Origin of the sequence: Photorhabdus tasmaniensis (genome assembly GCF_011189505.1) — a bacterium.
In the GTDB taxonomy this organism is placed as follows: domain Bacteria; phylum Pseudomonadota; class Gammaproteobacteria; order Enterobacterales; family Enterobacteriaceae; genus Photorhabdus; species Photorhabdus tasmaniensis.
Window position 1 is genome coordinate 36,471 of the sequence record NZ_PUJU01000029.1, and the last position, 26,218, is coordinate 62,688.

Sequence of the window (26,218 nt, forward strand, 5' to 3'; positions counted from 1 at the left end):
GATTATTTCAGTGCCGCCAGTGCACTGTCATAATCTGGCTCATTAGTGATTTCATCAACTAACTGGCTGTAAATCACGTTATCGTTTTCATCAAGCACAACAACTGCTCGGGCTGTGAGACCACTCAGAGGGCTGTTGCTGATAGCAACGCCATAATCTTCAGTGAAAGTACCGCCACGCAGAGTAGAAAGAGTCACCACATTTGACAACCCTTCCGCGCCGCAGAAACGTGACTGTGCAAAAGGCAGATCGGCGGAAATGCACAGTACAACGGTGTTTTCCAGGTCATTCGCGACCTGATTAAATTTACGGACCGATGCTGCACAAACACCGGTATCAATGCTTGGGAAAATATTCAGCACCTTACGTTTTCCGGCATAGTGGCTGAGAGAGACATCGGAGAGATCTTTGGCTGTCAGAGTAAAATCTTTTGCTTTTTCCCCTGATTTTGGGAAATGGCCGCTTACGGAAATATCATTGCCTTGAAATTTTACTGTTTGTGTCATAGTTTTCTTCCTCTGATAGATGAACCACAGCCTCCCAGTGTAGAAGAATAGTCGGCTCTTGCCCATCAAAATAGCGTCTATGAAGTAAAATTGTCTGATTGTGCCACTTTGACAATGGTTTATAATTCGATTCTGGAATAATTATTTTACATACAGGGCAGATTACCTTAATGCGCTATTTCAGCTTGACTTCATGTGCACTACTTATCAGTGGCTCCTTTCTTATTGCTTCGGCCTTCGCTGCGGAAGTGCCTCCCGGTACTCAGCTTAATGACAAACAAGAATTGGTGCGTCACCTAAAAGATGAACCGGCATCCTTAGACCCGATTAATGCGGTGGGCTTGACGGAAGCTCAGGTTCAGCGTGATCTGTTTGAAGGGCTGGTCAATCAGGATGCGCATGGCAATGCAATCCCCGGCGTCGCGACAGCGTGGAAAACGGCAGACAACAAAACCTGGTTTTTTACCTTGCGTTCTGATGCCCGATGGTCAAATGGGGAACCGGTTACTGCGGTGGATTTTGTGTATAGCTGGCAGCGATTAGTCACTCCAGTTAATACCTCTCCTTTTGCTTGGTTTGCCGCCTTGGCGGGTATTGAAAATGCGCAGGAAATTATTGACGGAAAACTGGTTCCTGCAAAACTGGGTGTTAAAGCCATTGATAAGCACATATTACAGGTGACGCTAAACCGGCCTGTACCTTATTTTCCTAATTTGACTGCGAATTTCAGTCTTTATCCGGTAAATAAGAAAATAGTAGAAAAATATGGGAAAGAGTGGATAAAGGTTGGTCATTTGGTGGGGAACGGTGCTTTCAAATTACATGATCGGGTTGTGAATGAGAAAATTGTTCTGACACCAAATATTTATTACTGGGATCATAAAAAAACAGTTCTGACCGAAGTCACATTTGTCCCCATTAATCAGGAATCACACGCGACTAAACGCTATCTGGCGGATGATCTGGATATCACCGAATCCTTCCCGAAAAATAGGTACAAAAAGTTGCGCCATGAATTACCTGGGCAGGTTTATACGCCGGATCAATTGGGCACCTATTATTATGCCTTTAACACACAGCGTGCACCCACCAATGATGCCAGAGTGCGTAAAGCGCTTTCTATGGCGATAGACCGTAAAGTTATTGCGGAAAAAGTATTGGGGACAGGAGAGAAACCCGCCTGGCATTTCACGCCGGATGTGACTGCCGGTTTCCATCCTGTGACCAGTGATATGGAACAACACACACAAGCAGAGCTGGACCAACAGGCCAAGACATTGTTACAGGCGGCGGGTTATGGTCCGAACAACCCCCTGACACTTTCTCTGCTCTATAATAGTTCCGAAAACCATCAGAAAATTGCTATTGCCGTCGCCTCTATGTGGAAGAAAAAACTGGGGGTGCAGGTGAACCTAGTGAATCAGGAATGGAAAACGTATATTGATAGCCGTAACACCGGCAATTTTGATGTGATTCGGGCGTCTTGGGTGGGGGATTATAACGAGCCATCCACGTTTCTAAGCCTGTTAACTTCAACGCATAGTGGCAATATTGCCAAATTCCATCAGGCAAATTATGACCAATTGTTACAATCTGCCAGCTTGCAAACGGATGATGCCCGGAGAAACGATGACTATAACAGAGCGGAACAGATGATTGCTGAACAGGCACCTATTGCCCCGATTTATCAGTATACGAACGGCAGGTTGATAAAACCCTGGTTAAAAGGATACCCGATCACCAATCCTGAAGATGTGGCTTATAGCCATACTATGTACATTATCAAACACTAATAGTAAGGAGCTGGATGTGGAAACAATTTATGGTTCATCATTTAAAGATGCCGATGCAGTCTATGCCTGTCAGTTTGATGGTCAAGGCGGTATGACATCGATAGATATGGATGCATCAGCCACACCAGCTCAACCTTTCTGGCAACATCTGGATTACCGTAATCCCAAGAGTTATCGCTGGATAATAGAGACGGATTTATTACCAGAATCAGTCAAAATGGGGCTGGCTGGAGAAAGTTTGAGGCCGAAAATAATCCGTACCGGCGATGGTACGATGATCACGCTGCGAACAATGAATAGCAATGAAAGTGAACGCCCCGATCAGCTGGTGGTGTTCCGTATTTATATTAATGCTAACATTGTTATTTCCAGCCGCCATCGTAAAGTTCATTCACTTGAACAGGTTTTGAGTGATTTGCAAAATGGTATTGGCGCGCAAACTACCGGGCACTGGCTGGTTGACATGGTTGATGCAATCACTGATGAAGTCGGTAATTTTATTGAAGATCTTCATGACAATCTTATAGAGCTTGAGAATATGATCCTAGAGCAGCGAATACCGGGGCGGGGTGGATTGGCCTTGCTGCGTAAACAATTGATTGTCTTGCGTCGTTATATGGCACCTCAAAGAGATGTATTTGCCCGTCTTGCCAGTGAAAGATTACCTTGGATGAGTGATGAAGATCGTCGTCGGATGCAGGAGATGTCCGAGCGTCTGGGAAGGGAATTGGATGATTTGGATGGTTGCATTGCCCGTACCGCCATTATTTCAGATGAAATTACATCAATGATGGCGGATGCGATGAATCGTCGTACTTATGTAATGTCATTATTTGCGATGGTTTTTTTGCCAACAACATTCCTGACCGGATTATTTGGCGTCAATCTTGGTGGTATTCCTGGCAATGAATATTATTGGGGCTTTAGTATTTTTTGCTTGTTATTACTGGGATTGATTATATTTGTTGCGTGGTGGTTAAAGCGCAGTAGATGGTTATGAAAATTAAATAATTGCTCAGAGCAGTGAAACACAGCTACCGGGAAATATGGCTAAAACTGACCCTGAATTTGAGATATATCAATACTCACCCGGCGTCATTGAGGCATTATGTTCCCGCAGGTGAAAACAACGTTAAGCGATGAACGTTGTTCTCCGTAATTGTAGTTTTTCTCACATGAGTCTTTATACAGAATAATTGCCCATTCTTGTGCCGATATTATTTTTAATATCGGCATTTTTTATTTTTCATGACCACTGTCAGTAGAATGGGGAAATAGTCAATAAAAATGGCAGTAAGAAAATAACAGAAAATTACCGCTCTGAAATATATTCAGAGCGATATTATTAAGGAACACTATTTTACTTCGATAATATCCAGTCGTTCTGATGGATAATCGGGTTGATCTTCTATATTAACGGCGGGGGGTTGTATTGGTAATTCTTCGCGGTCAAAAGCGAGATCACCGCCATCAATAACATCACTGCCATGAGTGATATTCTTAAAATCGAACAGATTAAAATCACTGAGATGAGAAGGCACGACATTTTGTACCGCACGGAACATCGTTTCAATTCTTCCCGGATAGCGTTTATCCCATTCCCGTAACATATCTTTGATAACCTGACGTTGCAAATTGGGTTGTGAGCCACAGAGATTACACGGAATAATTGGAAATGCTTTAGCGGCAGCATAGCGTTCAATATCTTTTTCACGGCAATAGGCGAGGGGGCGAATCACAATATGTTTACCGTCATCACTCATTAATTTGGGTGGCATACCTTTTAATTTGCCGCCGTAAAACATATTGAGAAACAGGGTTTGCAAGATATCATCGCGGTGATGGCCTAATGCAATCTTGGTTGCGCCCAGCTCTGTTGCTGTGCGATATAAAATACCCCGGCGCAGACGGGAACAGAGTGAACAGGTTGTTTTACCTTCAGGAATCTTCTCTTTCACAATGCCGTAAGTGTTTTCTTCGACAATTTTATATTCGACACCCAGTTCATTTAGATAAGCGGGAAGGATATGCTCAGGAAATCCTGGTTGTTTCTGATCCAGATTAACGGCAACAAGTGAGAAATGAATTGGGGCACTTTTTTGCAGATTTTGCAGGATGGACAACAAGGTATAGCTGTCTTTACCACCGGAAAGGCAGACCATAATACGGTCGCCTTCCTCAATCATATTGAAATCAGCGATGGCCTGACCGACATCACGGCGTAAACGTTTCTGTAATTTGTTTTGGTTATATTGTGCTTTCTGATCCACCACGGACGCTCTGTAAATAATGTTTAAATGGGATTTAGGGGAGAGAGTATACCATTTTTATCATCCTGTACCTTAACGAGTTTGTGATCAATTCTGCTCGTTTTTACCTGTCAATGCTGATGAATTGATAGTTTTTTCTGTTATAGAAGATGAGGATCGCGTATTCAGATTGACGGTGGGTGTTATATGTTTACATTTATATAAGATATTTAACCATTTTTTACAATTTTATCATTGAAACCAAATAAAAGGGGTTAACAATGGCGGTTTAAATTAAACCATGGGGTAAATATGATTTATCTAACGATAAAAGGTGAAACGCAAGGGCTTATATAAAATTGATGATATCTGACATGAGATTATTTATCGATAGAAAAAAATTTGTTTATCATCACTATTGCATTCATATTTTTCTCTTGATTTCGTTGAATAATCAGGGGTGTTTTCTGTATTTTCAGGCATTCTATTTGATATTGCGACAGATAAAAATCATGTAATTAATTAAGTCTTTTATGTTTTTTTAATGCTAAAATGCTAAAATGCTAAAATGCTAAAATGCTAAAATGCTAAAATGCTAAAATGCTAAAATGCTAAAATGCTAAAATGCTAAAATGCTAAAATGCTAAAATGCTAAAATGCTAAAATGCTAAAATGCTAAAAAATATTTATTGATATAATTAAAAAGAAGAAGGAAAAAATAACGGGAACAATTGTTACTAAGTCTGATATGCTAATAATAAATGCTCTATAAGTAAATTCGCAAAAAAAACATAGCCTTCTAAAGTCCATAGTTACCTATATAATCCTATCCAGCTTAATAATTGGTCTAAAAAATGCCTAATTGAAAAATTGCCAGGCATATTTATCATATGTAAGAAATACTATTCCAATAGCGAAAGACAATAAGCTAATAGTGATAGTTGTCATGTAAATTTTTAACCAATTTGTTGTTCTTTTTGGTAACTTCTGAATAAAATCATAGGATTTTTGATACATATATTTACTATCAGGCTCATTGATTCTTATTTTTCTTCCGGTTAATAGCATATAGAAAAATATAGCGACATAAAATTGACCATCAATGCCTAAAAAATGGCCCATTCTTGCTCCCGCTGACATATAAAGCCCAGCTTCTGTATATAATTCAATGATTTTATTGATATTATGCTGATTTATCTTGTAAATAGCTACTGATATAATGAAAAAGCCAATAAAGGAAATGTAAGAGATAACAACGATAAGAGGAATTATTCTGTGCATATTAATATCCTATTGAGTTTTCAACATATTTCAGTTGAGTTTAGTTGTTAGTTTAAAAGATAAGAGTATTTGAGACATAATCCCGTTACTGTTGATATAAAGAAGCATGTGCCACCTATATTAATGGTGATGAAATATATTTTTATCCAATGAGTTAAATGCGAAGGTAAACTTTGAATAAAGTCGTAATATTCTTGGTACATATATTTACTATCAGGTCTATTTATTATCATTCTTTTTCCTGTTAATAGCCTATAGAAAAATATGGCAGGATAAATATGACCTTGAATACCCATGTGATGGCTTGTATATACTCCTGATGGCAAATAAAATCCTTTTTCTATATATAATTCAATAATTTTATCCATTTTTTTCTGATTTATTTTGTAAATAGTTATTGATATAGCCATAAAAAGAAAAAAAGAAATGCAAGAAATAAGTAAAATGATAAAAGTGATTCTATTCATATTAACCTTTTGTTAAATATTCAACATAGATAAGCATATTTTTTTAATAAAAATATTATCATTATTATAAGGAAAAACAAACAACTGATATTAATGGTAATAAAATATATTTTTATCCAATGAGTTAAATTAGAGGGTAAATTTTGAATGAAATCATAAGATTTCTGGTACATGTATTTGCTATCTTTTTCATTTATTCTCATTCTCTTACCGGTTAGTAATTTATAGAAAAATACAGCAACCTGAAATTGGCCATGAACGCCTAAGAATCGGCCTAATTTTACGCCTGCTGACAAATAAAGCCCTTCGCTAATATATGATTCAATAATTTCATCCATTTTTTTCTGATTTATTTTGTAAATGATTATTGATACAATAAGCGAAGCAAGAAATAAAATGTGAAGGATAAGCATGATAGTATAAATTATTCCATTCATATTAATATCTCATTGAATTTTCAACATATTTTAGTTGGATTTGGTTGTTAGTTTAAAAGATAAGAGTATTTGTGACATAAACTCGTTATTAATGATATAAAGAAGCATGTTCCACTTATATTAATTGTAATGAAATATATTTTTATCCAGTGAGTTAAACTAGAAGGTAAACTTTGAATGAAATCATAAGATTCTTGTGGCATATATTTACTATCAGGTCTATTTATTCTTATTCTTTTTCCTGTTAATAACCTATAGAAAAATACGGCAGGATAAAACTGACCTTGAATACCCATAAGATGACCCATATATGCGCCTGATGACAAACAAAGTCCTTCTTTCATATATAATTCAATAATTTTATCCATTTTTTTTTGATTTATTTTGTAAATAATTATTGATATAGCAAGAAAAAGAAAAAAGGAAGTGCAAAAAATAAGCAAAATGATAAAAGTGATTCTATTCATATTAATGCTCGATTGAATGTTTAGTTATAGTTAAGCGTATTTTTCAAATAGGTATATTGCCATTGTTAGGCGGATTCACATGATAAGAGGAATTATTCTGTGCATATTAATATCCTATTGATTTTTCAATATATTTCAGTTGAGTTTAGTTGTTAGTTTAAAAGATAAGAGTATTTGAGACATAAACCCGTTATTATTGATATAAAGAAGCAGGCTCCACTTATATTAATGGTAATGAAGTATATTTTTATCCAATGAGTTAAACTGGAAGGTAAACTTTGAATAAAGTCGTAAGATTCTTGGTACATGTATTTACTATCAGGTTTATTTATTCGCATTCTTTTTCCAGTTAATAACATGTAGAAAAATGTAGCAACCTGAAACTGACCATGAACACCTAGAAAGCGGCCAATATTTACGCCTATTGACAAACAAAGCCCTTTTCCTATATATAATTCAATAATTTCATCCATTTTTTTCTGATTTATTTTGTAAATGACTATAGATATAACCAGGAGAAGAAGGGCGGAAATATAAGAAATAAGTAAGATGATAAAAGCGACTCTATTCATATTAGTATCCTATTGATAGTTCAACAATAAATTCGGCTAACCAGTCGCCACCTTTACTACCGGCATAACCACCTGCAAGGCCACCACCAGCCATACAAAGTCCCATCGTCAAGCCATCAGTTGCAGCTCCAAGAGCGAAACATGCCGCACCTGCTGCTATACTGCCATAATACCCTCCAGCCATTCCCAGTCCCGTTCTACCAGCAAATTTACTATATTCCTTAACTGCCACTTTTTCACATTTTCCTGATTGTCCGTAATTACAGGCATCAATAACCTGCCCGGTGGTATCAACAAAATCCAATCCGATCGCAATACGGCCACCGTATTTCATCCATTTAACCATTTTTGCACTTTGGATAATTGTTTGACTATATCCTTTTATTGCCCCAATCCCTGCTTTATCCCATTGATGAGCAATGGCTTTGGTTGATAACTTGAGTGCATGTTTTAAGTTAGGGTGTTCTTCGATTTTTAAAGAAAGTCGCCCAACCTTATTCAATAGTCTCTTTAGGTTACCCATAATCTTCTGTCTTGCTAGATAAAACTCGGGGCTGACATACTTTCGATTTAGCCCATTTAACCGATATTCTTTCTCATAAAGAGACTGTAACCTTGACAGGTTTTTATTAATTTCAGAAAAATAGTTTCCACTCAGCGATGAAGCCGTACCGATCAGCGTTCCTCCCTGATCCAGTAAAAAGTGAAACAGACCAAAATGACGATGCAAAAATGCGGCATACTCATTAGGTAAGGTCGAAACAGATTGATTTATTTCATACTGGGATTGCTGTAATAGCTGCATGATATGCGGAGGATTATAAGAATCCGGATCAGCAACAAGTAGAATCTGTCCTGGTTTCAGGAACTGGTAATTCGAATTCAACGCCATAAAATACTGGGCCGCTTTGCTATTCGAATGACTGAACAGCAAGCTTGCCTGAAAACTTAATCCTCCAGGTTGCGGTACTACGCAGAAACCCGGTTGAATGTTCCTCTCCATACTATTTCCCCCCTCAAAGCGCTTTTAAATAAGGTTTCTTGATTTCAGACAATATAAGTTTCTTATAGTTCCATGACTATGGCTTAATCAGATAATAGGACGATTTCTAATTTATGGATATACCGGTTCTTAATCCCTCGACGCTGTATTCTTTCAGGTGATAGTAAAGGTTATCGTGTTGAATAGCAAAACTGGAACCTATCATCAGCATTTGCTCTTATTCCTTGTCGAATCTTTCTAACAAGCTTGCGATAGATTCCGCCTATTCTTACCTGAATTGACAGCTTTTTCTGTTATAAAGAAGAGGGGGATTATCCATTCAGTTTGGCTGTGAAGGTTCTATATTTACATTTATATAATATATTTGACATTTTTTTACAATTTTACTATTGAAATCAAATGAAAGGGATTCACAATGAAAGTTTAAACTAAAACACAGGGTAAATAATATGGCGAATATGATTTATGTAACGATAAAGGGTGAAACTCAAGGGCTTATTTCTCAAGGCTGTTCAACTCTGGATTCTATTGGTAACCGGTATCAGAATGGACATGAAAATCGAATTATGGTACTGCAATTCAATCATGGCTTGACTGTCGCGCAGAATGTCAATTATCAGCCGGTAAACTTCATTAAACCATTAGATAAATCTTCGCCATTATTAATGATAGCGGCGGCTAATCGTGAAAAAATGGAATTGACATTTGATGTTTATCGGACCTCGCAAATAGGCTCACAGGAACTTTTCTATTCCATCTTGCTCACTGGGGCAAAAATTTGCGGTTTAAATGTTAATTATCCGCATGTTGTTAATGATAATAAAGGACAACCGGAGGAAGTTGTTTCAGTTCAGTATGTTAACATTACTTGTCGGCATTATATGGCAGGAACATCAGGATATTGCATCTGGGATGAGATGGTTTATTGATAACTATAATTTATACGCTTAGTTTTTAGTTAATCACTAAGCGTGTTTTTGCAATAAATATGTTAATATAAAGAAGTTGTGGTTATCGTAATCCTAATTATAGAATATAATTGATATGTTTAAGTTTTTGATTTATTTTGTAAATAATTATTGATATAACAAGAAAAAGAATAAAAGAATAAAAGAATAAAAGAAATACAAGAAATAAATAAAATGACAAAGGTGATTCTGTTCATATTAATGCTCGATTGAATGTTTAGTTATAGTTAAGCGTGTTTTTCAAATAGGTATATTGTCATTGTTATAAGGATAAATATCCCACTTATATTAATGGTGATGAAATATGTTTTTATCCAATGGGTTAAATTGGAGGGTAAACTTTGAATGAAATCATAAGATTCTTGGGGCATATATTTACTATCAGGTCTATTTATTCTTATTCTTTTTCCTGTTAATAGCCTATAGAAAAATACGGCAGGATAAAACTGACCTTGAATACCCATAAGGTGACCCATATATGCTCCTGATGACAAACAGAATCCTTTTTTTATATATAATTCAATAATTTTATCCATTTTTTTCTGATTTATTTTATAAATGATTATTGATGTAATCAAAAAGAAAAAAAATGAAAAAAAACATATGGTCATTATCAAATTCAATATGCTCATAGTTAATTTCCTATAAACAAATCTACAATAAATTCAGCAGCTCTTTCGCCACCTTTATTGCCGATATAACCACCAGCCAAGCCTCCTCCCGCCATACAAAGTCCAATGGCTAATCCATCAGTTGCAATTCCAAAAGCAATACATGCCGCACCTGCTGCTATACCGCCATAATACCCTACAGCCATTCCCACTCCCGTTCTACCAGCAAATTTACTATATTCCTTAACTGCCACTTTTTCACATTTTCCTGATTGTCCGTAATTACAGGCATCAATAATCTGCCCGGTGGTATCAACAAAATCCAGACCGATCGCAATACGGCCACCGTACTTCATCCATTTAACCATTTTTTCACCTTGGATAATTGTTTGACTATATCCTTTTATTGCACCAATCCCTGCTTTATCCCATTGATGAGCAATGGCTTTAGTTGACAACTTTAGCGCATGTTTTAAGTTAGGATGTTCTTCGATTTTTAAAGAAAGTCGCCCAACTTTATTCAATAGTCTCTTTAGGTTACCCATAATCTTCTGTCTTTCCAGATAAAAATCAGGGCTGGCATACTTTCGATTTAGCCCATTTAACCGATATTCTTTCTCATAAAGAGACTGTAACCTTGACAGGTTTTTATTAATTTCAGAAAAATAGCTTCCACTCAGCGATGAAGCCGTACCGATAAGCGTTCCTCCCTGATCCAGTAAATAATGAAACAGACCAAAATGGTGATGCAAAAATGCGGCATATTCATTGGGCAAGCTCGAAACGGATTGGTTTATTTCATACTGGGATTGCTTTAATAGCTGCATGATATGCGGCGGATTATAAGAATCGGGATCGGCAACAAGTAGAATCTGTCCTGGTTTCAGGTACCGGTTATCGGCATTCAACGCCATAAAATACCGGGCTGCTTTGCTATTCGAATGACTGAACAGCAAGCTTGCCTGAAAACTTAATCCTCCAGGTTGCGGTACTATGCAGAAACCGGGTTGAATGTTCCTCTCCATACTATTTTGCCCCTCAAAACGTGTTGAAATAAGATTACTCGAATTCAGGCAGTATAAGTTTCTTTTAGTTCCACAATGATTGCCTAATCAGATAATAGGATTATTTTTAATTTATGGATATACCGGTTCTTAATCCTTCGACGTTGTATTCTTTCAGGTGAGGGTAAAGGCTATCATATTGAATGGTTTTGGTCTAAATGGCAAAACTGGAACCTATCATCAGCAGTTGCTCCTATTCCTTGTAGAATCTTTCTAACAAGTTTGCGATAGATCCCGCTCATTCTTACCTGAATTGACAGCTTTTTCTGTTATAAAGAAGAGGGAGGTGTCCATCCAGTTTGACTGCGAGGATTATATATTTACATTTATATAATATATTTGACAGTTTTTTACAATTTTACCATTGAAATCAAATAAAAGGGATTCACAATGAAAGTTTAAACTAAAACACAGGGTAAAATAATATGGCGAACATGATTTATGTAACGATAAAAGGTGAAACCCAAGGGCTTATTTCTCAAGGCTGTTCAACTCTGGATTCTATTGGTAACCGATATCAGAATGGACATGAAAATCGAATTATGGTACTGCAATTCAATCATGGCTTGACTGTCGCGCAGAATGTCAATTATCAGCCGGTAAATTTCATTAAACCATTAGATAAATCTTCGCCATTATTAATGATAGCGGCGGCTAATTGTGAAAAAATGGAATTGACATTTGATGTTTATCGGACCTCTCAAATAGGCTCACAAGAACTTTTTTATTCCATCTTGCTCACTGGGGCAAAAATTTGCGGTTTAAATGTTAATTATCCGCATGTTGTTAATGATAATAAAGGACAACCGGAGGAAGTTGTTTCAGTTCAGTATGTTAATATTACTTGTCGGCATCATATGGCGGGAACATCAGGATATTGCATCTGGGATGAGATGGTTTATTGATAACTATAATTTATACGCTTAGTTTTTAGTTAATCACTAAGCGTGTTTTTGGAATAAATATGTTAATATAAAGAAGTTGTGGTTATCATGTGCATCCGCCTATTCATATTATTTACTTGTAATAACATTGTAAATAAATTCATCTCCTAAATCCCTAATGTTGTGATGATTATTTTAGGTGTTGAGCAGAAATTTGTACATTGGAAATAACAATGCGGTTAGTAAAAATAATATCATCATAAATATAGAAATATAGTAGTATCTTATTATAAATGATGATAATCTTTTTGGGATTTTTTTTGCGAATATAAACGCTTCATTTGGTATGTGGTTCTCTATGAAAGAATATGATAGTGGTAATTTCCTCTTAGTTATCAACTGATAGAAAAAACAAGAAACAATAATACTGCCAAAGATCCCTGAGAATGAAGACATATAGATGATTTGAGGTATAGAATAACCTTCACGGATATAAAGATCCGTTAGTTCTCTGAATTTTGAACTATTTAACATGTAAAAAATAATAAACACCAAAATTAAAAAAAAGGTAGAACAGGATATAAAGAATGTAACGTATTTTAAAATGCTCATATTATTCACTTATAGTCTCTCAGAAGTATTTAAAATATAAGGTAAATATCATTTCAATAGAGAAGGATAATAGAGATGGCTAAAATATAGGATTTCAACCAATTTGTCATGTTTTTCGGTAATTTTTGAATGAAATCATAAGATTCTTGGGACATATATTTACTATCAGGTCTATTTATTCTTATTCTTATTCTTATTCTTATTCTTATTCTTATTCTTATTCTTATTCTTATTCTTTTTCCTGTTATTAGCTTATAGAAAAATACGGCAGGATAAAACTGACCTTGAATACCCATAAGGTGACCCATATATGCTCCTGATGACAAACAGAATCCTTCTTTCATATATAATTCAATAATTTCATCCATTTTTTTCTGATTTATTTCGTAAATGGCTATTGATATAATTAAAAAGAGAAAAAAATAGAAAAAGCAAATGGTCATTATCAAATCTAATATTCTCATAATTAATCTCCTATAAACAGATCCGTAAAGATTATTAATTAAAAAATTGCCAGATATATTTATCATATGTAAGAAATACTATTCCAATAGCGAAAGACATTAAGCTAATAGTGATAGTTGTCATGTAAATTTTTAACCAATTTGTTGTTCTTTTTGGTAATTTCTGAATAAAATCATAGGATATTTGATACATATATTTACTATCAGGTTCATTTATCCTAATTTTTTTTCCGGTTAATAGCCTATAGAAAAATACAGCGACATAAAATTGACCATAAATGCCTAAAAAATGGCCCATTCTTGCTCCCGCTGACATATAAAGCCCAGCTTCCATATATAATTCAATAATTTTATTTATATTATGCTGATTTATCTTGTAAATAGCTACTGATATAATGAAAAATCCAATAAAGGAAATATAAGAGACAACAACGATAAGAGGAATTATTTTGTGCATATTAATCTCCGATAAAATATTCAGCAGCAGATTTACCAATCCATTCTCCACCTTTACTTCCAACATAGCCTCCCGCCAAACCACCACCGGCTATGCAAATTCCAGCAACTAATCCTCCAGTTACGGCTCCAAGAGCAACACATGCTGTACCGGCAGCAATTCCACTAACATATCCCATGCCTATTCCTCCAATTGTTCTACCAGCAAATTTACTATATTCCTTAACTGCCACTTTTTCACATTGCCCTGATTGCCCATAATTACAGGCATCAATAACTTGTCCAGTGGTATCAACAAAATCCAGACCGATCGCAATACGGCCACCGTACTTCATCCATTTAACCATTTTTTCACCTTGGATAATTGTTTGACTATATCCTTTTATTGCACCAATCCCTGCTTTATCCCATTGATGGGCAATGGCTTTAGTTGACAACTTTAGCGCATGTTTTAAGTTAGGATGTTCTTCGATTTTTAAAGAAAGTCGCCCAACCTTATTCAATAGTCTCTTTAGATTACCCATAATCTTTTGTCTTTTTAGATAAAAATCGGGGCTGGCATACTTTCGATTTAGCCCATTTAACCGATATTCTTTCTCATAAAGAGACTGTAAATTTGACAGGTTTTTATTAATTTCAGAAAAATAGCTTCCACCCAGTGATGAAGCAGTACCGATAAGCGTTCCTCCCTGATCCAGTAAATAATGAAACAGACCAAAATGACGATGCAAAAATGAGGCATATTCATTAGGTAAGCTCGAAACGGATTGGTTTATTTCATACTGGGATTGCTTTAATAGCTGCATTATATGCGGCGGATTATAAGAATCGGGATCGGCAACAAGTAGAATCTGTCCTGGTTTCAGGTACCGGTTATCGGCATTCAACGCCATAAAATACCGGGCCGCTTTGCTATTTGAATGACTGAACAGCAAGCTTGCCTGAAAACTTAATCCTCCAGGTTGTTGTACTACACAGAAACCGGGTTGAATGTTCCTCTCCATACTATTTTGCCCTCAAAACGTGTTGAAATAAGATTACTCGAATTCAGACAGTATAAGTTTCTTTTAGTTCCACAATTATTGTTTAATCAGATAATAGGATTGTTTTTAATTTATAAATATATTGGTGTTTAATCCCTCGACGCTATATTTCCCCAAGTGATGGTAAAGGTTCCCGTGCTGAATGATTTTGGTCTGAATCGCAAAACTGGAAGCTATCATTAGCACTTTTCCATATTCCTTGTAGAATCTTTCCAACGATCTTCCTGCCGTCAGGATACTTCTGCGGACACGCTGTAAATAATGTTTAAATTGGATTTAGGGAACGAAATATATCATTTTTGTTACGTTACTCTTACCAGAATTTGTGATAGATTCAGCTCGTTTTTGTCTATTAGTGTAGTTCAATTTATGTTTTTCTGTTATAGCGAGTAAGGTTATGAATGGATTTGTATATTTGGCAATGGCAATTGTTGCTGAGGTTGTGGCAACCGCTTCATTAAAAGCTTCCGATGGGTTTAGTAAATTATTTCCTTCTATACTGGTCATTGTTGGATATGGCATTGCTTTCTGGGCATTATCTCATGTAGTTAAAGTAGTGCCATTGGGAGTTGCTTACGCGATATGGTCTGGTCTTGGTATTGTGCTGGTTTCGGTTGCGGCGATATTTTTATATCAGCAGAAGTTGGATTGGGCGGCTATGTTAGGTATGGCGCTTATCATTGCGGGCGTTATGGTAATAAATTTGCTTTCTGACAGCAGTGCACATTAATTAATGATGCTGCATGGTTTTCCCTGAATTGTTTTTCGGAGAAGAGATATGTTAAATATCGACGATAAGAAAGGATCCAATAAGGTTTTAATAGGAGCCCTACTCTTTAATTTTACTTTATTGGCTGGCTGTAGTAGTCAAACAGGGAAAACATTTGCCCAATATCAAGCGATGCAATATTCTCAGCCAGAAATTGGTCTTGGAATTGATGCCAGAGCAACTTGTATTTATGCAGGTGGTACACCTGCATTAGCCATACAATTAAATGGTACACAAACACCGGTGTGTCAGTTGGTAAATGGCAAACGTTGTGATGAAAGGGCGTTATTGCAAGGTTCTTGCACGCCCATTTAAAGTAGAAATCAGGCAACTGCCTGTTATGAGCAGGAACATGCCGTTGAGGTCACGATGGTAGATACCTTTAGGCATGATTCTGCGAGTATATTTGATCTACGAGCTAACCGTTTTAACGCCTGAATTGGCAATTATTGACGATCAAAAAATTGGCTGATCAACACCAATACAGCAATAACCAGATAAGCGGCAAAAATACCAACTAACCATTGTGGCATCTCTAATGACAAAAATTGCCATTGTCTTGTTGAACAGTCACCGGAGGCTTCAAACACCGAAGGGAGCCATTTATCTAATGCTAACCATGAAGGAAAGTTTACAAAAAAATCACAAGTATTAAACGGGGAAGGATATAACTGGATCATAGTATGTTCCCATGACAATTGCAGGCCACGCCAGGCACTGTAGATCCACAAAATAATAGCCAACCAACGTAATGGCGTTTTTGGTGCGATTGCGCCCAGTAACCCAGCACCTAACACACCAAACAGAGCAACCCGCTCATAAATACACATCACACAGGGCTGTAATTTCATCATGTGCTGAAAATATAAGGCTGAACCTTCCAATGTTAAGGCAGCCAAAGCCATTAGCAGCCATGCGCTTCGTCCTTGGGAATAGTGGTTTAAAAATCGCATCATGTCCTTTTTTCCATGCAGATAAGGTAAATGAACGCCTATTTTGCCGCCTAAAATGCAACAAAAAAAGTCAATTAAAGTAAATCTGTTTTTTCGGGTAAAAGATAAAGCCGGATTGAGCACAAGCAGTGTTCAATCCGGCATGGGTAATAACGTTATGAAGTAAACTTGTTGCCAGTTATGGCTACGTGATTAAACCCCACTGGACCATGATGTCAGTCATCGGAATTAACAGAAACTCCACACATAACAAACCCACCAGAGTCATCACAATGGTGTAGGGTAATGCCATAATGACCATTCGACCATAAGACAAACGGATTAAGGGTGATAATGCCGAGGTTAACAAGAACAGGAATGCAGCTTGCCCGTTAGGTGTTGCAACGGAAGGCAGGTTAGTGCCGGTATTAATGGCAATCGCCAGATATTCAAATTGTTTATGTGAAATCAATCCTTCTTGCAGAGCAGCCTTGGCTTCATTGATATAAACCGTACCAACAAACACGTTATCTGATACCGCTGAGAGCAGGCCATTAAACAGATAGAATAGGGAAAGCTGAGAAGTTTCTGACGCCTGTAAAACGAACTGAATAAATGGTGTAAACAGTTGTTGGTCAACTATCACTGCAACAATCGAAAAGAATACCGTTAATAATGCCGTGAAGGGCAATGCCTCTTCAAATGCTTTGCCCAGTGCATGTTCTTCCGTGATACCGCAAAAAGAGGTGGTCAGAATGATCACTGACAGACCGATCAGACCAACCTCTGCCAAATGAAATGCCAGAGCGACAATTAACCATAGGCCAATCAGTGCCTGAGTAATAAGCTGTGCTTTTTCCTGGCGGGTTCGTTTTTCGCTGGTTTTTTTATCATAATTTTCCAGTACTTGCCGGACACGTTCCGGCAATTCTGCACCGTAACCGAATAATTTAAAGTGTTCGACCAGAAAACAGACCAGCAGTCCACAGATAAAAACAGGCAAGGTAACCGGAGCCATGCGAATAAAAAAAGTGACGAAATCCCAGCCAACACTTTTGGCGATAATCAGATTTTGGGGTTCTCCCACCATCGTCATCACACCACCGAGCGCAGTCCCTAAACCTGCATGCATCATCAGGCTACGTAAAAAAGCGCGAAACTGTGTGAACGTTTGCTTCCTTTTCTCTGCATCAATGTGATGATCATTATTCGGCTTCAATGCATCATGCTGCTTAGAGATAAAATTGTTATAGATAGAATAGAAGCCAAGGGAAACACTAATAACCACCGCGATCACCGTCAGGGCATCAAGGAATGCTGAGAGGAATGCACTGGCTAAACAGAATGCCAGCGCAAGCATCCGTTTGGATTTTATGGAAAGAAGCAATTTAGTGAACGCAAATAACAATAACTGCTTCATAAAGTAAATCCCTGCGACCATGAATATCAGTAGCAGAATCACTTCCAGGTTATTAGCAATTTCATGGCCAATTTGTTGCGGTGAGGTCATACCGATGATGACGGCTTCAATTGCCAATAAACCACCGGGTTGTAACGGATAACATTTAAGTGCCATTGCCAAAGTAAAGATAAATTCGACAACCAGCAGCCAACCGGCAACAAATGGGTTGATGAAGAAGAATACAAGTGGGTTGATGATGAGAAAAGCGATGATAGCTAACTTATACCAATTCGGCGAGTTGCCGAGAAAGTTTTTTATCGCCGCTTTCCGGGTATTGGTTTCCATGGTAATTAAAATTCCTCTCAATTCAGAAGGTCGTGTTCTCTAAACAATAGTACGCTTTAATATAAAATATTTTAAGGGATGATGAGGTACAGTTAAACAATTCGTGTGCTTTTTTCGTGACCGTTTTTGTGGTTTCTAGACTAGACAGCTATATTGGAGGGGCGCATTCTGATATAATTTCATCTATTATTAGTTGAAAAATTCACGTTGGAATAACAAAAATATGGTCATTAAGGCTCAAAGTCCCGCAGGTTTTGCGGAAGAATATATTATTGAGAGTATATGGAACGGCCGTTTTCCTCCTGGTTCTATTCTTCCGGCAGAACGTGAATTATCTGAGTTGATTGGTGTAACAAGGACTACCCTGCGTGAGGTATTGCAGCGTTTGGCGCGTGATGGTTGGTTGACTATTCAGCATGGCAAGCCAACAAAAGTGAATAACTTTTGGGAAACATCAGGTCTTAATATTTTAGAAACACTGGCTCGTCTTGATCACGATCGTGTTCCTGAGTTAATTGATAATCTACTGGCAGTGAGAACGAATATTGCCGCAATATTTATTCGCACAGCTTTTAGGCATAATCCAAGTCAGTCATTGGAAGTGTTGGCAAAAAAAGAGAATGTGGAAGATAACTCAGAGTCTTTCAGCGCTCTGGATTATGATATTTTCCGTGGTTTGGCTTTTGCTTCGGACAATCCAATTTACGGCCTTATTATCAATGGGTTGAGAGGGCTATATACTCGTGTAGGGCGTTATTACTTCTCTAATCCTGAGGCACGCAAATTGGCGTTGAACTTTTATCAGCAATTGGCGGTGTTATGCCGTGATAAATCCTACGATAAAGTTATGGAATGTGTACGTAACTATGGTAAAGAGAGCGGTATCATTTGGCACAGTATGCAAAGTACGATGCCAAGTGATTTAACTGAAGTTTGTCGTTGATATGATATCTCGTTAGTATTTTTACTTAATGCCAGGTCTTAATCCAATTCATTAGTTTCAAATCAAAACTATTTTGAACTGACCCGGGACAGCATGTTCTGCCCCGGGAATTTTGTTGATTTTTTCTTCTCATTTCAAGTCAATCATCAAGGTGTTAATTTCAGAATATTATTTTGAGTTTGTGGGTTTTGTTTGCTTTTTTGTTTCGATTAATTGATAGTTATTGGTATCTTGTGGTTGTTTAATTGATTCATCGTTTTCGCTGAAAAAATAAGAATAATGACTGTATATTCAATAATTAGCCTGCGATATAAATCTTGATTTTTATTTTAATTTCATCATCTTAGTATCAGGTTTTGTAAATTTCCTGTGTATAAGCAACAAATGTTCTTGTTGCATAAATGTAATGTTATTGTGACCTAAATCATAAATATAGATTATTGACGTTACCGAGGATTGTCCTATATTGGTTTTTTTTAGGCAGCATATTATGCTTGGCTAAATTTTTAATCATCAGGGGACCATGATGAAAATCCTTGTTATAGGTAGTGGCGTTATTGGTGTAACCAGTGCCTGGTATTTGGTACAGCAAGGTCATGAAGTAACCGTTATTGATCGTCAGGGAAGTGCTGCACAGGAAACCAGCGCGGCGAATGCCGGTCAGATCTCGCCGGGATATGCGACGCCGTGGGGAGCGCCAGGTATTCCACTGAAAGCCATTAAATGGATGTTTCAACGTCATGCTCCGCTGTCTATCCGCCCTGATGGTTCGTTGTTTCAGTTACGCTGGATGTGGCAGATGTTGCGCAATTGTGATGCAAGTCACTATGCAATCAATAAAAGCCGGATGGTACGGCTGGCAGAGTACAGTCGTGACTGTATCAAACAGTTAAGGGCAGATACTGGCATTCAATACGAAGGTCGCCAGCGGGGTACTCTTCAATTATTCCGCACCAATAAGCAGTTTGATAATGCGATGAATGACATCGCGGTTCTTGAACAAGAAGGTGTGCCTTACAACCTGTTAACGGCAGATAAGTTGGCGACAGTTGAACCGGCATTGGCCCATGTCGCTCATAAATTGACGGGAGGCTTACAATTACCGAACGATGAAACGGGTGATTGTCAGCTTTTTACCAAAGAATTGGCAAAAATGGCAGAAACGGCTGGTGTCACGTTTTTGTTTAATAAACAGGTCAAACAATTGCAGGTAGAAGGGCATCGTATTACGGGTATCCAGTGCGAAGATGGCGTCATGACGGCAGACAGCTATGTTGTTGCGATGGGAGCCTATTCCACTGAACTGTTGAATGGTCTTGTCAAAATCCCGGTCTATCCGCTGAAAGGTTATTCATTAACTATGCCTATCGTAGATACGGAACGGGCTCCGATCTCGACTGCGTTGGATGAAACATACAAAATTGCGATTACTCGGTTTGACAATCGTATTCGTGTTGGCGGTATGGCAGAAGTTGTGGGCTTTAATTTGAATGTGCTTAAAGCACGTTGTGAAACACTGAAAATGGTGGTGCAGGATCTCTATCCGGGAGGGGGCGATATTGCTCAGGCTAATTTCTGGACAGGCTTACGGCCAATGACACCAGACGGTACTCCAATTGTTGGTCCGACTGACTATAACAATCTCTACCTCAATACAGGGCACGGCACGTTAGGATGGACAATGGCATGTGGTTCCAGTCAGTTACTGGCGGATCTTATTTCAGGTAGGAAGCCTTCCATTGCTTCTGATGATTTGTCAGTATTCCGTTATATTAATGGTTTTAATACGAAATTTGGGCCATTGCGCCATCAATTGCACACTGAACTGAGGGGCTGATATGCCACGTCCGATTTCAGCAACGATCCATCTTGATGCGTTGAAAAATAACCTAGCGATTATTCGTAATAGGGTCGGTAATAGCAAAATTTGGGCTGTAGTTAAAGCAAATGCTTATGGGCATGGCCTGCGTTGTTTATGGCGGTATCTTGATCAGACAGATGGATTTGCCTTACTTGATTTTAATGAAGCGATTTTATTGCGGGAACAAGGTTGGCAGCGGCCTATCTTGCTGTTGGAGGGGTTTTTCAAACCAGAAGATTTGTCGGTAATTGATCAGTATCAGTTGACAACGGTGGTACATAGTCATTGGCAACTTAAAGCAATCGAGATGGCCAATTTGAGCAGGCCAATCGATATTTATCTAAAATTAAACAGCGGTATGAATCGATTGGGTTTCCCTGCGGGTCAATATAAAGAGGTTTTATCGCGGGCAAGGGGTATCCGGCAAATTGGGCAAATCACGTTGATGTCGCATTTTGCGAATGCAGATAATAAGGAGATTGGCGTTACTGAACAACTTAACATTATTAATTCAGTCAGTCAGGGCTTGGATATTGCTCAATGTTTGGCTAATTCAGCCGCTTCTCTATGGTATCCGCAAACTCATCGGGATTGGGTACGTCCCGGTATTGCGCTTTATGGTGCTTCTCCTAGTGGAAAGTGGAACGATATTGCGGATATTGGGTTGAAAGCTGTGATGAGTCTGCACAGTGAGATTATTGCCATTCAGCATCTTAACGCTGGGGAAAAAGTGGGTTATGGCGGTAAATATACAGCATCAGGTCCTATTAGAGTAGGTACCGTTGCCTGTGGTTATGCTGATGGCTACCCTCGTAGAGCAATGACGGGAGCACCGGTTATTGTCGATGGCGTCAGAACTCAGGTGTTAGGTGCAATATCAATGGACATGTTGTCAGTAGATTTGACACCTTGCCCGCAGGCCCAAATTGGCAGTCCTGTTGAATTGTGGGGGCAAAACCTGCCGGTGGATGATGTGGCAGAGATCCCTGGAACGATTGGTTATGAATTGTTGTGTGCATTGACGGATCGGGTCCCGGTATTTATATGTCGTTAAATACCGGGCAGGACGGTTTTGCTCTGATTGAGGGAATGATAAATAATAATTTATTTCTGGTATTATTCAGAAAGTAAGTTATCGATTTCTCTAAATTAATATATCTGTTTTTCACATATAATCTGTATGTTTTTGTTAAGAAAATGAAGTCTAATTTAGACATATCGTGCTTTTTGGACAAAAATACTATGTTATTCTTGGAAATAAGGGAGATGATCTTTTACACTTACACTTGATAATAGCCAATCGCATAATTGTTTTATAGGAAATAGTTAATAATGATCAACAAAGCAAAAGTTCTAGCGACAGCCATCACTTTTTGTTTTTCTTCATCGGTAGCTTATGCAGGGCAGTGGTCAGTTGGCGCATCTGTTCTGGCTCAGTCACCACCTTATAAGGGAGTAAAGAGTGAAGATAAAGTGTTACCTGTTCCAATGGTTAATTATGAAACTGACAATTTCTATTTTCATACTTTAGCTGCTGGGTATTATTTGTGGAACGAACCGAAAGATAAATTATCTTTGGATGTGTATTATTATCCTCAAAGTTTCAGTCCAAAAGACAATGAAGATAAGCAGTTGAAAAAGCTGGATAAACGTCGGGATACCATGATGGGCGGTTTTAGTTATCGCCATAGTGAAGATTGGGGAATATTACGCAGTTCTTTTGCGGCGGATACTTTAAGTAACAGTAAAGGGATCAGGGTTGACCTGGCTTATTTATATGACTTTGACATGGGTAGTTGGTCATTACAACCAGGATTAGGTGTGGTCTGGAATAGTAAAAAACAAAATCGCTACGAATATGGTATTAAAGAGCGTGAATCACATCGTAGCGGGTTGGAAAAATATACTCCAAGTGATAGCTGGACTCCTTACTTGGAATTATCTGCCAATTATGAATTTAACCAGACATGGTCTGTATTTATGATGGGGCGTGTTGAATGGCTACCGGATGAAGTTAAAGATAGCCCAATGGTTAATAAATCATATTCAAGTATTGTCTGGACAGGTATTACATATAGTTTTTAATTACCCGAAACGATAATACCGGATAGAGACTGAATTCACCGGATTGTATTCAGTCTTCTTTGTGGTTTTTTTGAGATATTTAACCTGAACTTTGCTTAAGAAGGAAATTAAAGTCTCTGAGATGCGATCAACGTTTTTGCCAAAGAAAATTCAAAACATCACAGTCCGCTCGATTTGTTGCTTAATATTCCTTCAATAAAAAGAAAATATGCTACCATTCACCGATGAAGAGAAAACACACACCAACGCCACATGACGCTGTTTTTAAGGTGCGACGCGAAAGCTGTCCCCATGATTGTCTCACCCAAGTTAGGACAGAGAGACCTGCTGTTTCCTCAGCAGTAGCCTACCGAAGCATGCGTTGCGGGTAACGGCAAGGTATGAAGCCTTCGGAACAATGTAATCCCTTAACGAGAAAGGTTCACCGTGAGGTAACCCAACTGCTGGAAGCATCATCCGGCAGGGATGCTAGGCTGGATAGGAAGGTTAACACAGGTGAATCACGGTTTAGTCCTCGTTACAGCGAACAAGCCAAAGATGCTGACAGGCTTGGACCAAAAGGTGCGTGATGGGATGTCTCGGTCTTTGAATCCGAACACAGGAACACAAACATCACCGGGGAACACGTGGAACCTAATCTATTCGTGTCATGGGTACGGAACGCGGTAAGCCCGTATGGTTGCTGATGAAAGCAAAGCGAGTCGCAAGATGAGCCGATAGCTATGCGGGTAAAGGATAGCCGAAAAAGCGAATGCTACCTTGTAATGAGGCAGATAGGGATTGAGTGAGTTAGCAATATCATCCTACGTGAAAACGGGCAGACTTCGGCTGGGTTTTTCTTAACGAGATAATTTGATCAACCTTTTATACAAGGAAAGCAGATGACGACGCAAATAAACGGTGTCGGTGCACCCTTGGACAGTTCGGAACTCTGGCACCATATACCTTGGGAAAGCTGCCACCGGGAAGTCAAAAGGCTCCAGATACGTATCGTTAAGGCGACAAAGGAAGGCAGGTGGAACAAAGTGAAAGCTTTGCAAAGACTGCTAACCCACTCATTTAGCGGCAAAGCGCTTGCCGTCAAACGAGTGACCGAAAATCGGGGAAAGAGAACGGCGGGTGTTGATCGAGTGACTTGGACAACGCCAAAGTCAAAATACCACGCGATCACGACACTGAAGTCTCGTGGCTACCGTCCAAAGCCACTACGGCGGATATACATCCCTAAAAGTCATGGCAAGAAAAGACCTTTAAGTATCCCTTGTATGGTTGACAGAGCAATGCAAGCTCTCTATCTACTCGCATTGGAACCGGTCTCAGAAACCATGGCGGACCCCCATTCTTACGGGTTCAGGTTAGGAAGATCCACAGCAGATGCCATCGAGCATTGCTTTAGCATCTTCTCGAAGGTAAATGCGGCCAGATGGGTTCTTGAGGGTGATATTAAAGGCTGTTTTGATAACCTATCACACAGCTGGTTACTTGAGCACGTTCCGTTATCACGGAATATTTTGAATAAATGGCTCAAAGCCGGTTACCTTGAAAACCAACAACGCTTCCAAACCCGGGAGGGTACGCCACAGGGGGGGATATTATCCCCCGCCCTGGCTAACTTGGCGCTAGATGGGTTGCAGGAACAACTCGCTCAGACGTGTGGAAAGCGCAGCTATAAAAAAGGCGATAAAACCAGACCGAAAGTGAACTTTGTACGCTATGCAGATGACTTCATAATATCCGGAGCCTCAAAGGAGGCTTTGGAAAATGAGGTACTGCCTGTTGTCAGAGCATTCCTGAAGGATCGTGGTTTAACCCTTTCTGAGGAAAAAACCCGCATTACCTATATTGATCAGGGTTTTGATTTTCTTGGGCAGAACGTTCGAAGGTATGGTGGGAAGATCCTTATCAAGCCATCGAGGAAAAGTGTCCAATCTTTGTTGAAAAAAGTGGGGTCCATTATTCGTCGCAACTTAGCAGCGGATCAGCGATTGCTGATTGGTCTACTGAACCCGGTGATAAAAGGATGGGTCAACTACCATCAACATGTTGTGTCCTCGAAAATCTTCTCCCGTATTGATCACGAGATTTGGTGCAAATTGTGGCGATGGTGTTGCAGACGTCATCCTGAAAAAGGGCAAAAATGGATTAAAAACCGATATTTTCGGCGGCTACGAGGTAAAAACTGGGTATTTGCAACTCCAGATGAGAAGCCAAATAGTTCAGATAAGCCACAACAGGCGATTCTGCGAAGTGCGGCAGAAACGTCAATCCGCAGACACACGAAAATAAAATCGGCGGCGAATCCATTCGATCCCGACTGGGAAAGTTATTTCCAACAAAGGGCAGGCAATAAGATGCTAAATACGCTGTCTGGCCGTAAAAAATTGCAGAACATCTGGCGCAGCCAACAAGGTTTGTGTCCTGTATGTCAGCAATTAATCACGCAAGAATCACGATGGCATCTCCATCATCTTGTTGATTTAACTAAAGGTGGAAGTAATACGCTCGACAACCTGGTGATGTTGCATACCCATTGTCATGAAAACGCCTGTTCGGACCGATTGAAAGTTGTGAAGCCGGCTCCCTCCAGGGGGCTTTGAAAAGCCTGAGCGCAGTGCGGTGAAAGTCGCACGCTGCGTTCTTTGGGGGCGGGGCCATAGTGATATGGTCCTGCTACCCGACCAGTTTTTAGGTCATATTGATACCGCCAGAGACTTTCTGGAGATACATTTGCCCGCGACATTACGGGCCGTTTGTGATCTGGATACACTGCGGTTGGAATCCGGGTCGTTTATTGAAGACAATCTGCGGGCGCATTATTCCGACATTTTGTATTCATTGAAAACGGTGCAGGGTGAAGGTTACGTGTATTGCGTGATCGAACACCAGAGTTCCCCGGATAAGATGATGGCATTCCGGTTGATGCGTTACAGTATTTCAGCCATGCAACGGCATCTGGAGCAGGGGCATGAAAAATTACCGCTGGTCATTCCGATGTTGTTCTATC

28 protein-coding genes are annotated in these 26,218 nt (G+C 38.8%); 13 read left to right on the forward strand and 15 right to left on the reverse strand.

The genetic code is table 11. The annotated features are described in order from the left end of the window. Positions 1 to 2: 2 nt before the first annotated feature. On the reverse strand, positions 3 to 506 hold the full coding sequence (tpx, locus tag C5471_RS14100; protein ID WP_132351589.1) for a thiol peroxidase: 504 nt from the start codon (positions 504 to 506) through the stop codon (positions 3 to 5). A 170-nt stretch (positions 507 to 676) separates the two neighbouring features. On the opposite strand from tpx, the gene C5471_RS14105 reads away from it, so the two are divergent. Next, positions 677 to 2,299 carry a peptide ABC transporter substrate-binding protein gene (locus C5471_RS14105; protein ID WP_133812867.1) on the forward strand — a complete coding sequence of 541 codons (1,623 nt, stop codon included), beginning with the start codon at positions 677 to 679 and terminating at the stop codon, positions 2,297 to 2,299. A gap of 16 nt (positions 2,300 to 2,315) precedes the next feature. Further along, positions 2,316 to 3,299, forward strand: a complete 984-nt coding sequence (gene zntB / locus C5471_RS14110; RefSeq protein ID WP_133812868.1) for a zinc transporter ZntB — start codon at positions 2,316 to 2,318, stop codon at positions 3,297 to 3,299. A 355-nt stretch (positions 3,300 to 3,654) separates the two neighbouring features. Here zntB and ttcA read toward each other — a convergent pair whose 3' ends face one another. The 7 genes from ttcA to C5471_RS14145 form a co-directional block, all read right to left on the reverse strand. After that, a complete protein-coding gene (ttcA, locus tag C5471_RS14115; RefSeq protein ID WP_208862174.1) occupies positions 3,655 to 4,587 on the reverse strand; it encodes a tRNA 2-thiocytidine(32) synthetase TtcA in 933 nt (310 codons plus the stop codon). 819 nt (positions 4,588 to 5,406) lie between these two features. Then, positions 5,407 to 5,829, reverse strand: coding sequence for a hypothetical protein (locus C5471_RS14120; protein WP_133812870.1), 423 nt, complete (start codon positions 5,827 to 5,829; stop codon positions 5,407 to 5,409). 47 nt (positions 5,830 to 5,876) lie between these two features. Then, positions 5,877 to 6,197 (reverse strand): hypothetical protein, encoded by a 321-nt coding sequence (locus C5471_RS14125; RefSeq protein WP_242688709.1) that lies wholly within the window; start codon positions 6,195 to 6,197, stop codon positions 5,877 to 5,879. Positions 6,198 to 6,316: 119 nt separating this feature from the next. Next, on the reverse strand, positions 6,317 to 6,733 hold the full coding sequence (locus C5471_RS14130; protein WP_242688710.1) for a hypothetical protein: 417 nt from the start codon (positions 6,731 to 6,733) through the stop codon (positions 6,317 to 6,319). Positions 6,734 to 6,780: 47 nt separating this feature from the next. Further along, on the reverse strand, positions 6,781 to 7,200 hold the full coding sequence (locus C5471_RS14135) for a hypothetical protein (RefSeq protein WP_133812872.1): 420 nt from the start codon (positions 7,198 to 7,200) through the stop codon (positions 6,781 to 6,783). Between the two features lie 152 nt (positions 7,201 to 7,352). Further along, on the reverse strand, positions 7,353 to 7,772 hold the full coding sequence (locus tag C5471_RS14140; protein WP_133812873.1) for a hypothetical protein: 420 nt from the start codon (positions 7,770 to 7,772) through the stop codon (positions 7,353 to 7,355). A gap of 1 nt (position 7,773) precedes the next feature. Then, on the reverse strand, positions 7,774 to 8,775 hold the full coding sequence (locus C5471_RS14145) for a hypothetical protein (RefSeq protein WP_133812874.1): 1,002 nt from the start codon (positions 8,773 to 8,775) through the stop codon (positions 7,774 to 7,776). A 449-nt stretch (positions 8,776 to 9,224) separates the two neighbouring features. On the opposite strand from C5471_RS14145, the gene C5471_RS14150 reads away from it, so the two are divergent. After that, positions 9,225 to 9,704, forward strand: coding sequence for an Hcp family type VI secretion system effector (locus C5471_RS14150; protein ID WP_133812875.1), 480 nt, complete (start codon positions 9,225 to 9,227; stop codon positions 9,702 to 9,704). 266 nt (positions 9,705 to 9,970) lie between these two features. Here C5471_RS14150 and C5471_RS14155 read toward each other — a convergent pair whose 3' ends face one another. Next, positions 9,971 to 10,279 (reverse strand): hypothetical protein, encoded by a 309-nt coding sequence (locus C5471_RS14155; RefSeq protein WP_242688712.1) that lies wholly within the window; start codon positions 10,277 to 10,279, stop codon positions 9,971 to 9,973. Between the two features lie 98 nt (positions 10,280 to 10,377). After that, the gene (locus C5471_RS14160; RefSeq protein WP_133812877.1) at positions 10,378 to 11,268 is read right to left on the reverse strand and encodes a hypothetical protein; all 891 of its coding nucleotides are present in this window, start codon (positions 11,266 to 11,268) and stop codon (positions 10,378 to 10,380) included. 575 nt (positions 11,269 to 11,843) lie between these two features. Here C5471_RS14160 and C5471_RS14165 point away from each other — a divergent pair. Then, on the forward strand, positions 11,844 to 12,323 hold the full coding sequence (locus tag C5471_RS14165; RefSeq protein WP_133812878.1) for an Hcp family type VI secretion system effector: 480 nt from the start codon (positions 11,844 to 11,846) through the stop codon (positions 12,321 to 12,323). 644 nt (positions 12,324 to 12,967) lie between these two features. On the opposite strand, the gene C5471_RS14170 is transcribed toward C5471_RS14165, so the two are convergent. Genes C5471_RS14170 through C5471_RS14180 form a run of 3 tightly spaced genes read right to left on the reverse strand, consistent with a single transcriptional unit; the run spans position 12,968 to position 14,727 of the window. After that, positions 12,968 to 13,378, reverse strand: coding sequence for a hypothetical protein (locus C5471_RS14170; RefSeq protein ID WP_166296013.1), 411 nt, complete (start codon positions 13,376 to 13,378; stop codon positions 12,968 to 12,970). A gap of 34 nt (positions 13,379 to 13,412) precedes the next feature. Continuing rightward, positions 13,413 to 13,835: a hypothetical protein gene (locus tag C5471_RS14175; protein WP_133812879.1), complete on the reverse strand. Its 423-nt coding sequence runs from the start codon at positions 13,833 to 13,835 to the stop codon at positions 13,413 to 13,415. 1 nt (position 13,836) lies between these two features. Continuing rightward, positions 13,837 to 14,727 carry a hypothetical protein gene (locus C5471_RS14180; protein ID WP_166296016.1) on the reverse strand — a complete coding sequence of 297 codons (891 nt, stop codon included), beginning with the start codon at positions 14,725 to 14,727 and terminating at the stop codon, positions 13,837 to 13,839. Between the two features lie 547 nt (positions 14,728 to 15,274). Here C5471_RS14180 and C5471_RS14185 point away from each other — a divergent pair. Then, positions 15,275 to 15,607, forward strand: a complete 333-nt coding sequence (locus tag C5471_RS14185; protein WP_021325552.1) for a DMT family transporter — start codon at positions 15,275 to 15,277, stop codon at positions 15,605 to 15,607. 48 nt (positions 15,608 to 15,655) lie between these two features. Beyond that, positions 15,656 to 15,961, forward strand: coding sequence for a putative hemolysin (locus C5471_RS14190; protein WP_133812881.1), 306 nt, complete (start codon positions 15,656 to 15,658; stop codon positions 15,959 to 15,961). A gap of 131 nt (positions 15,962 to 16,092) precedes the next feature. On the opposite strand, the gene dsbB is transcribed toward C5471_RS14190, so the two are convergent. Both dsbB and nhaB read right to left on the reverse strand, forming a co-directional pair. Next, positions 16,093 to 16,602 carry a disulfide bond formation protein DsbB gene (gene dsbB, locus C5471_RS14195; protein ID WP_133812882.1) on the reverse strand — a complete coding sequence of 170 codons (510 nt, stop codon included), beginning with the start codon at positions 16,600 to 16,602 and terminating at the stop codon, positions 16,093 to 16,095. A 181-nt stretch (positions 16,603 to 16,783) separates the two neighbouring features. Further along, a complete protein-coding gene (gene nhaB / locus C5471_RS14200) occupies positions 16,784 to 18,325 on the reverse strand; it encodes a sodium/proton antiporter NhaB (protein WP_133812883.1) in 1,542 nt (513 codons plus the stop codon). Positions 18,326 to 18,548: 223 nt separating this feature from the next. Here nhaB and fadR point away from each other — a divergent pair, with 223 nt between their 5' ends. From fadR to C5471_RS14235, 7 genes are all read left to right on the forward strand, one after another. Further along, positions 18,549 to 19,268, forward strand: a complete 720-nt coding sequence (gene fadR, locus C5471_RS14205) for a fatty acid metabolism transcriptional regulator FadR (RefSeq protein WP_133812884.1) — start codon at positions 18,549 to 18,551, stop codon at positions 19,266 to 19,268. A 526-nt stretch (positions 19,269 to 19,794) separates the two neighbouring features. After that, a complete protein-coding gene (locus tag C5471_RS14210) occupies positions 19,795 to 21,105 on the forward strand; it encodes a D-amino acid dehydrogenase (protein WP_133814199.1) in 1,311 nt (436 codons plus the stop codon). Between the two features lies 1 nt (position 21,106). Further along, a complete protein-coding gene (gene dadX, locus C5471_RS14215; RefSeq protein ID WP_166296019.1) occupies positions 21,107 to 22,183 on the forward strand; it encodes a catabolic alanine racemase DadX in 1,077 nt (358 codons plus the stop codon). Positions 22,184 to 22,461: 278 nt separating this feature from the next. Then, complete coding sequence (locus C5471_RS14220) at positions 22,462 to 23,214, forward strand: MipA/OmpV family protein (RefSeq protein ID WP_133812885.1); 753 nt, start codon at positions 22,462 to 22,464, stop codon at positions 23,212 to 23,214. A gap of 380 nt (positions 23,215 to 23,594) precedes the next feature. Next, positions 23,595 to 23,783 carry a hypothetical protein gene (locus tag C5471_RS14225; RefSeq protein WP_133812886.1) on the forward strand — a complete coding sequence of 63 codons (189 nt, stop codon included), beginning with the start codon at positions 23,595 to 23,597 and terminating at the stop codon, positions 23,781 to 23,783. Positions 23,784 to 24,095: 312 nt separating this feature from the next. After that, the gene (ltrA, locus tag C5471_RS14230; RefSeq protein ID WP_133812887.1) at positions 24,096 to 25,811 is read left to right on the forward strand and encodes a group II intron reverse transcriptase/maturase; all 1,716 of its coding nucleotides are present in this window, start codon (positions 24,096 to 24,098) and stop codon (positions 25,809 to 25,811) included. Positions 25,812 to 25,875: 64 nt separating this feature from the next. Beyond that, positions 25,876 to 26,218 (forward strand): Rpn family recombination-promoting nuclease/putative transposase (locus C5471_RS14235; protein WP_166296022.1); only part of this gene is annotated, 343 nt, incomplete at its 3' end.

Coding starts and splice junctions, on each gene's coding strand:
- C5471_RS14160 (WP_133812877.1), bottom strand. CDS start 11,268: ATGGCGTTGAATGCCGATAACCGGTACCTGAAACCAGGACAGATTCTA.
- C5471_RS14190 (WP_133812881.1), top strand. CDS start 15,656: ATGTTAAATATCGACGATAAGAAAGGATCCAATAAGGTTTTAATAGGA.
- nhaB (WP_133812883.1), bottom strand. CDS start 18,325: ATGGAAACCAATACCCGGAAAGCGGCGATAAAAAACTTTCTCGGCAAC.
- ltrA (WP_133812887.1), top strand. CDS start 24,096: ATGACGACGCAAATAAACGGTGTCGGTGCACCCTTGGACAGTTCGGAA.
- C5471_RS14135 (WP_133812872.1), bottom strand. CDS start 7,200: ATGAATAGAATCACTTTTATCATTTTGCTTATTTTTTGCACTTCCTTT.
- dsbB (WP_133812882.1), bottom strand. CDS start 16,602: ATGATGCGATTTTTAAACCACTATTCCCAAGGACGAAGCGCATGGCTG.
- C5471_RS14220 (WP_133812885.1), top strand. CDS start 22,462: ATGATCAACAAAGCAAAAGTTCTAGCGACAGCCATCACTTTTTGTTTT.
- C5471_RS14130 (WP_242688710.1), bottom strand. CDS start 6,733: ATGAATGGAATAATTTATACTATCATGCTTATCCTTCACATTTTATTT.
- C5471_RS14210 (WP_133814199.1), top strand. CDS start 19,795: ATGAAAATCCTTGTTATAGGTAGTGGCGTTATTGGTGTAACCAGTGCC.
- C5471_RS14185 (WP_021325552.1), top strand. CDS start 15,275: ATGAATGGATTTGTATATTTGGCAATGGCAATTGTTGCTGAGGTTGTG.
- dadX (WP_166296019.1), top strand. CDS start 21,107: ATGCCACGTCCGATTTCAGCAACGATCCATCTTGATGCGTTGAAAAAT.
- C5471_RS14155 (WP_242688712.1), bottom strand. CDS start 10,279: ATGGATAAAATTATTGAATTATATATAAAAAAAGGATTCTGTTTGTCA.
- C5471_RS14125 (WP_242688709.1), bottom strand. CDS start 6,197: ATGGATAAAATTATTGAATTATATATAGAAAAAGGATTTTATTTGCCA.
- C5471_RS14120 (WP_133812870.1), bottom strand. CDS start 5,829: ATGCACAGAATAATTCCTCTTATCGTTGTTATCTCTTACATTTCCTTT.
- C5471_RS14225 (WP_133812886.1), top strand. CDS start 23,595: ATGAAGCCTTCGGAACAATGTAATCCCTTAACGAGAAAGGTTCACCGT.
- C5471_RS14175 (WP_133812879.1), bottom strand. CDS start 13,835: ATGCACAAAATAATTCCTCTTATCGTTGTTGTCTCTTATATTTCCTTT.
- C5471_RS14180 (WP_166296016.1), bottom strand. CDS start 14,727: ATGGCGTTGAATGCCGATAACCGGTACCTGAAACCAGGACAGATTCTA.
- tpx (WP_132351589.1), bottom strand. CDS start 506: ATGACACAAACAGTAAAATTTCAAGGCAATGATATTTCCGTAAGCGGC.
- C5471_RS14145 (WP_133812874.1), bottom strand. CDS start 8,775: ATGGAGAGGAACATTCAACCGGGTTTCTGCGTAGTACCGCAACCTGGA.
- C5471_RS14105 (WP_133812867.1), top strand. CDS start 677: ATGCGCTATTTCAGCTTGACTTCATGTGCACTACTTATCAGTGGCTCC.
- C5471_RS14170 (WP_166296013.1), bottom strand. CDS start 13,378: ATGAGAATATTAGATTTGATAATGACCATTTGCTTTTTCTATTTTTTT.
- fadR (WP_133812884.1), top strand. CDS start 18,549: ATGGTCATTAAGGCTCAAAGTCCCGCAGGTTTTGCGGAAGAATATATT.
- C5471_RS14150 (WP_133812875.1), top strand. CDS start 9,225: ATGGCGAATATGATTTATGTAACGATAAAGGGTGAAACTCAAGGGCTT.
- C5471_RS14165 (WP_133812878.1), top strand. CDS start 11,844: ATGGCGAACATGATTTATGTAACGATAAAAGGTGAAACCCAAGGGCTT.
- C5471_RS14140 (WP_133812873.1), bottom strand. CDS start 7,772: ATGAATAGAGTCGCTTTTATCATCTTACTTATTTCTTATATTTCCGCC.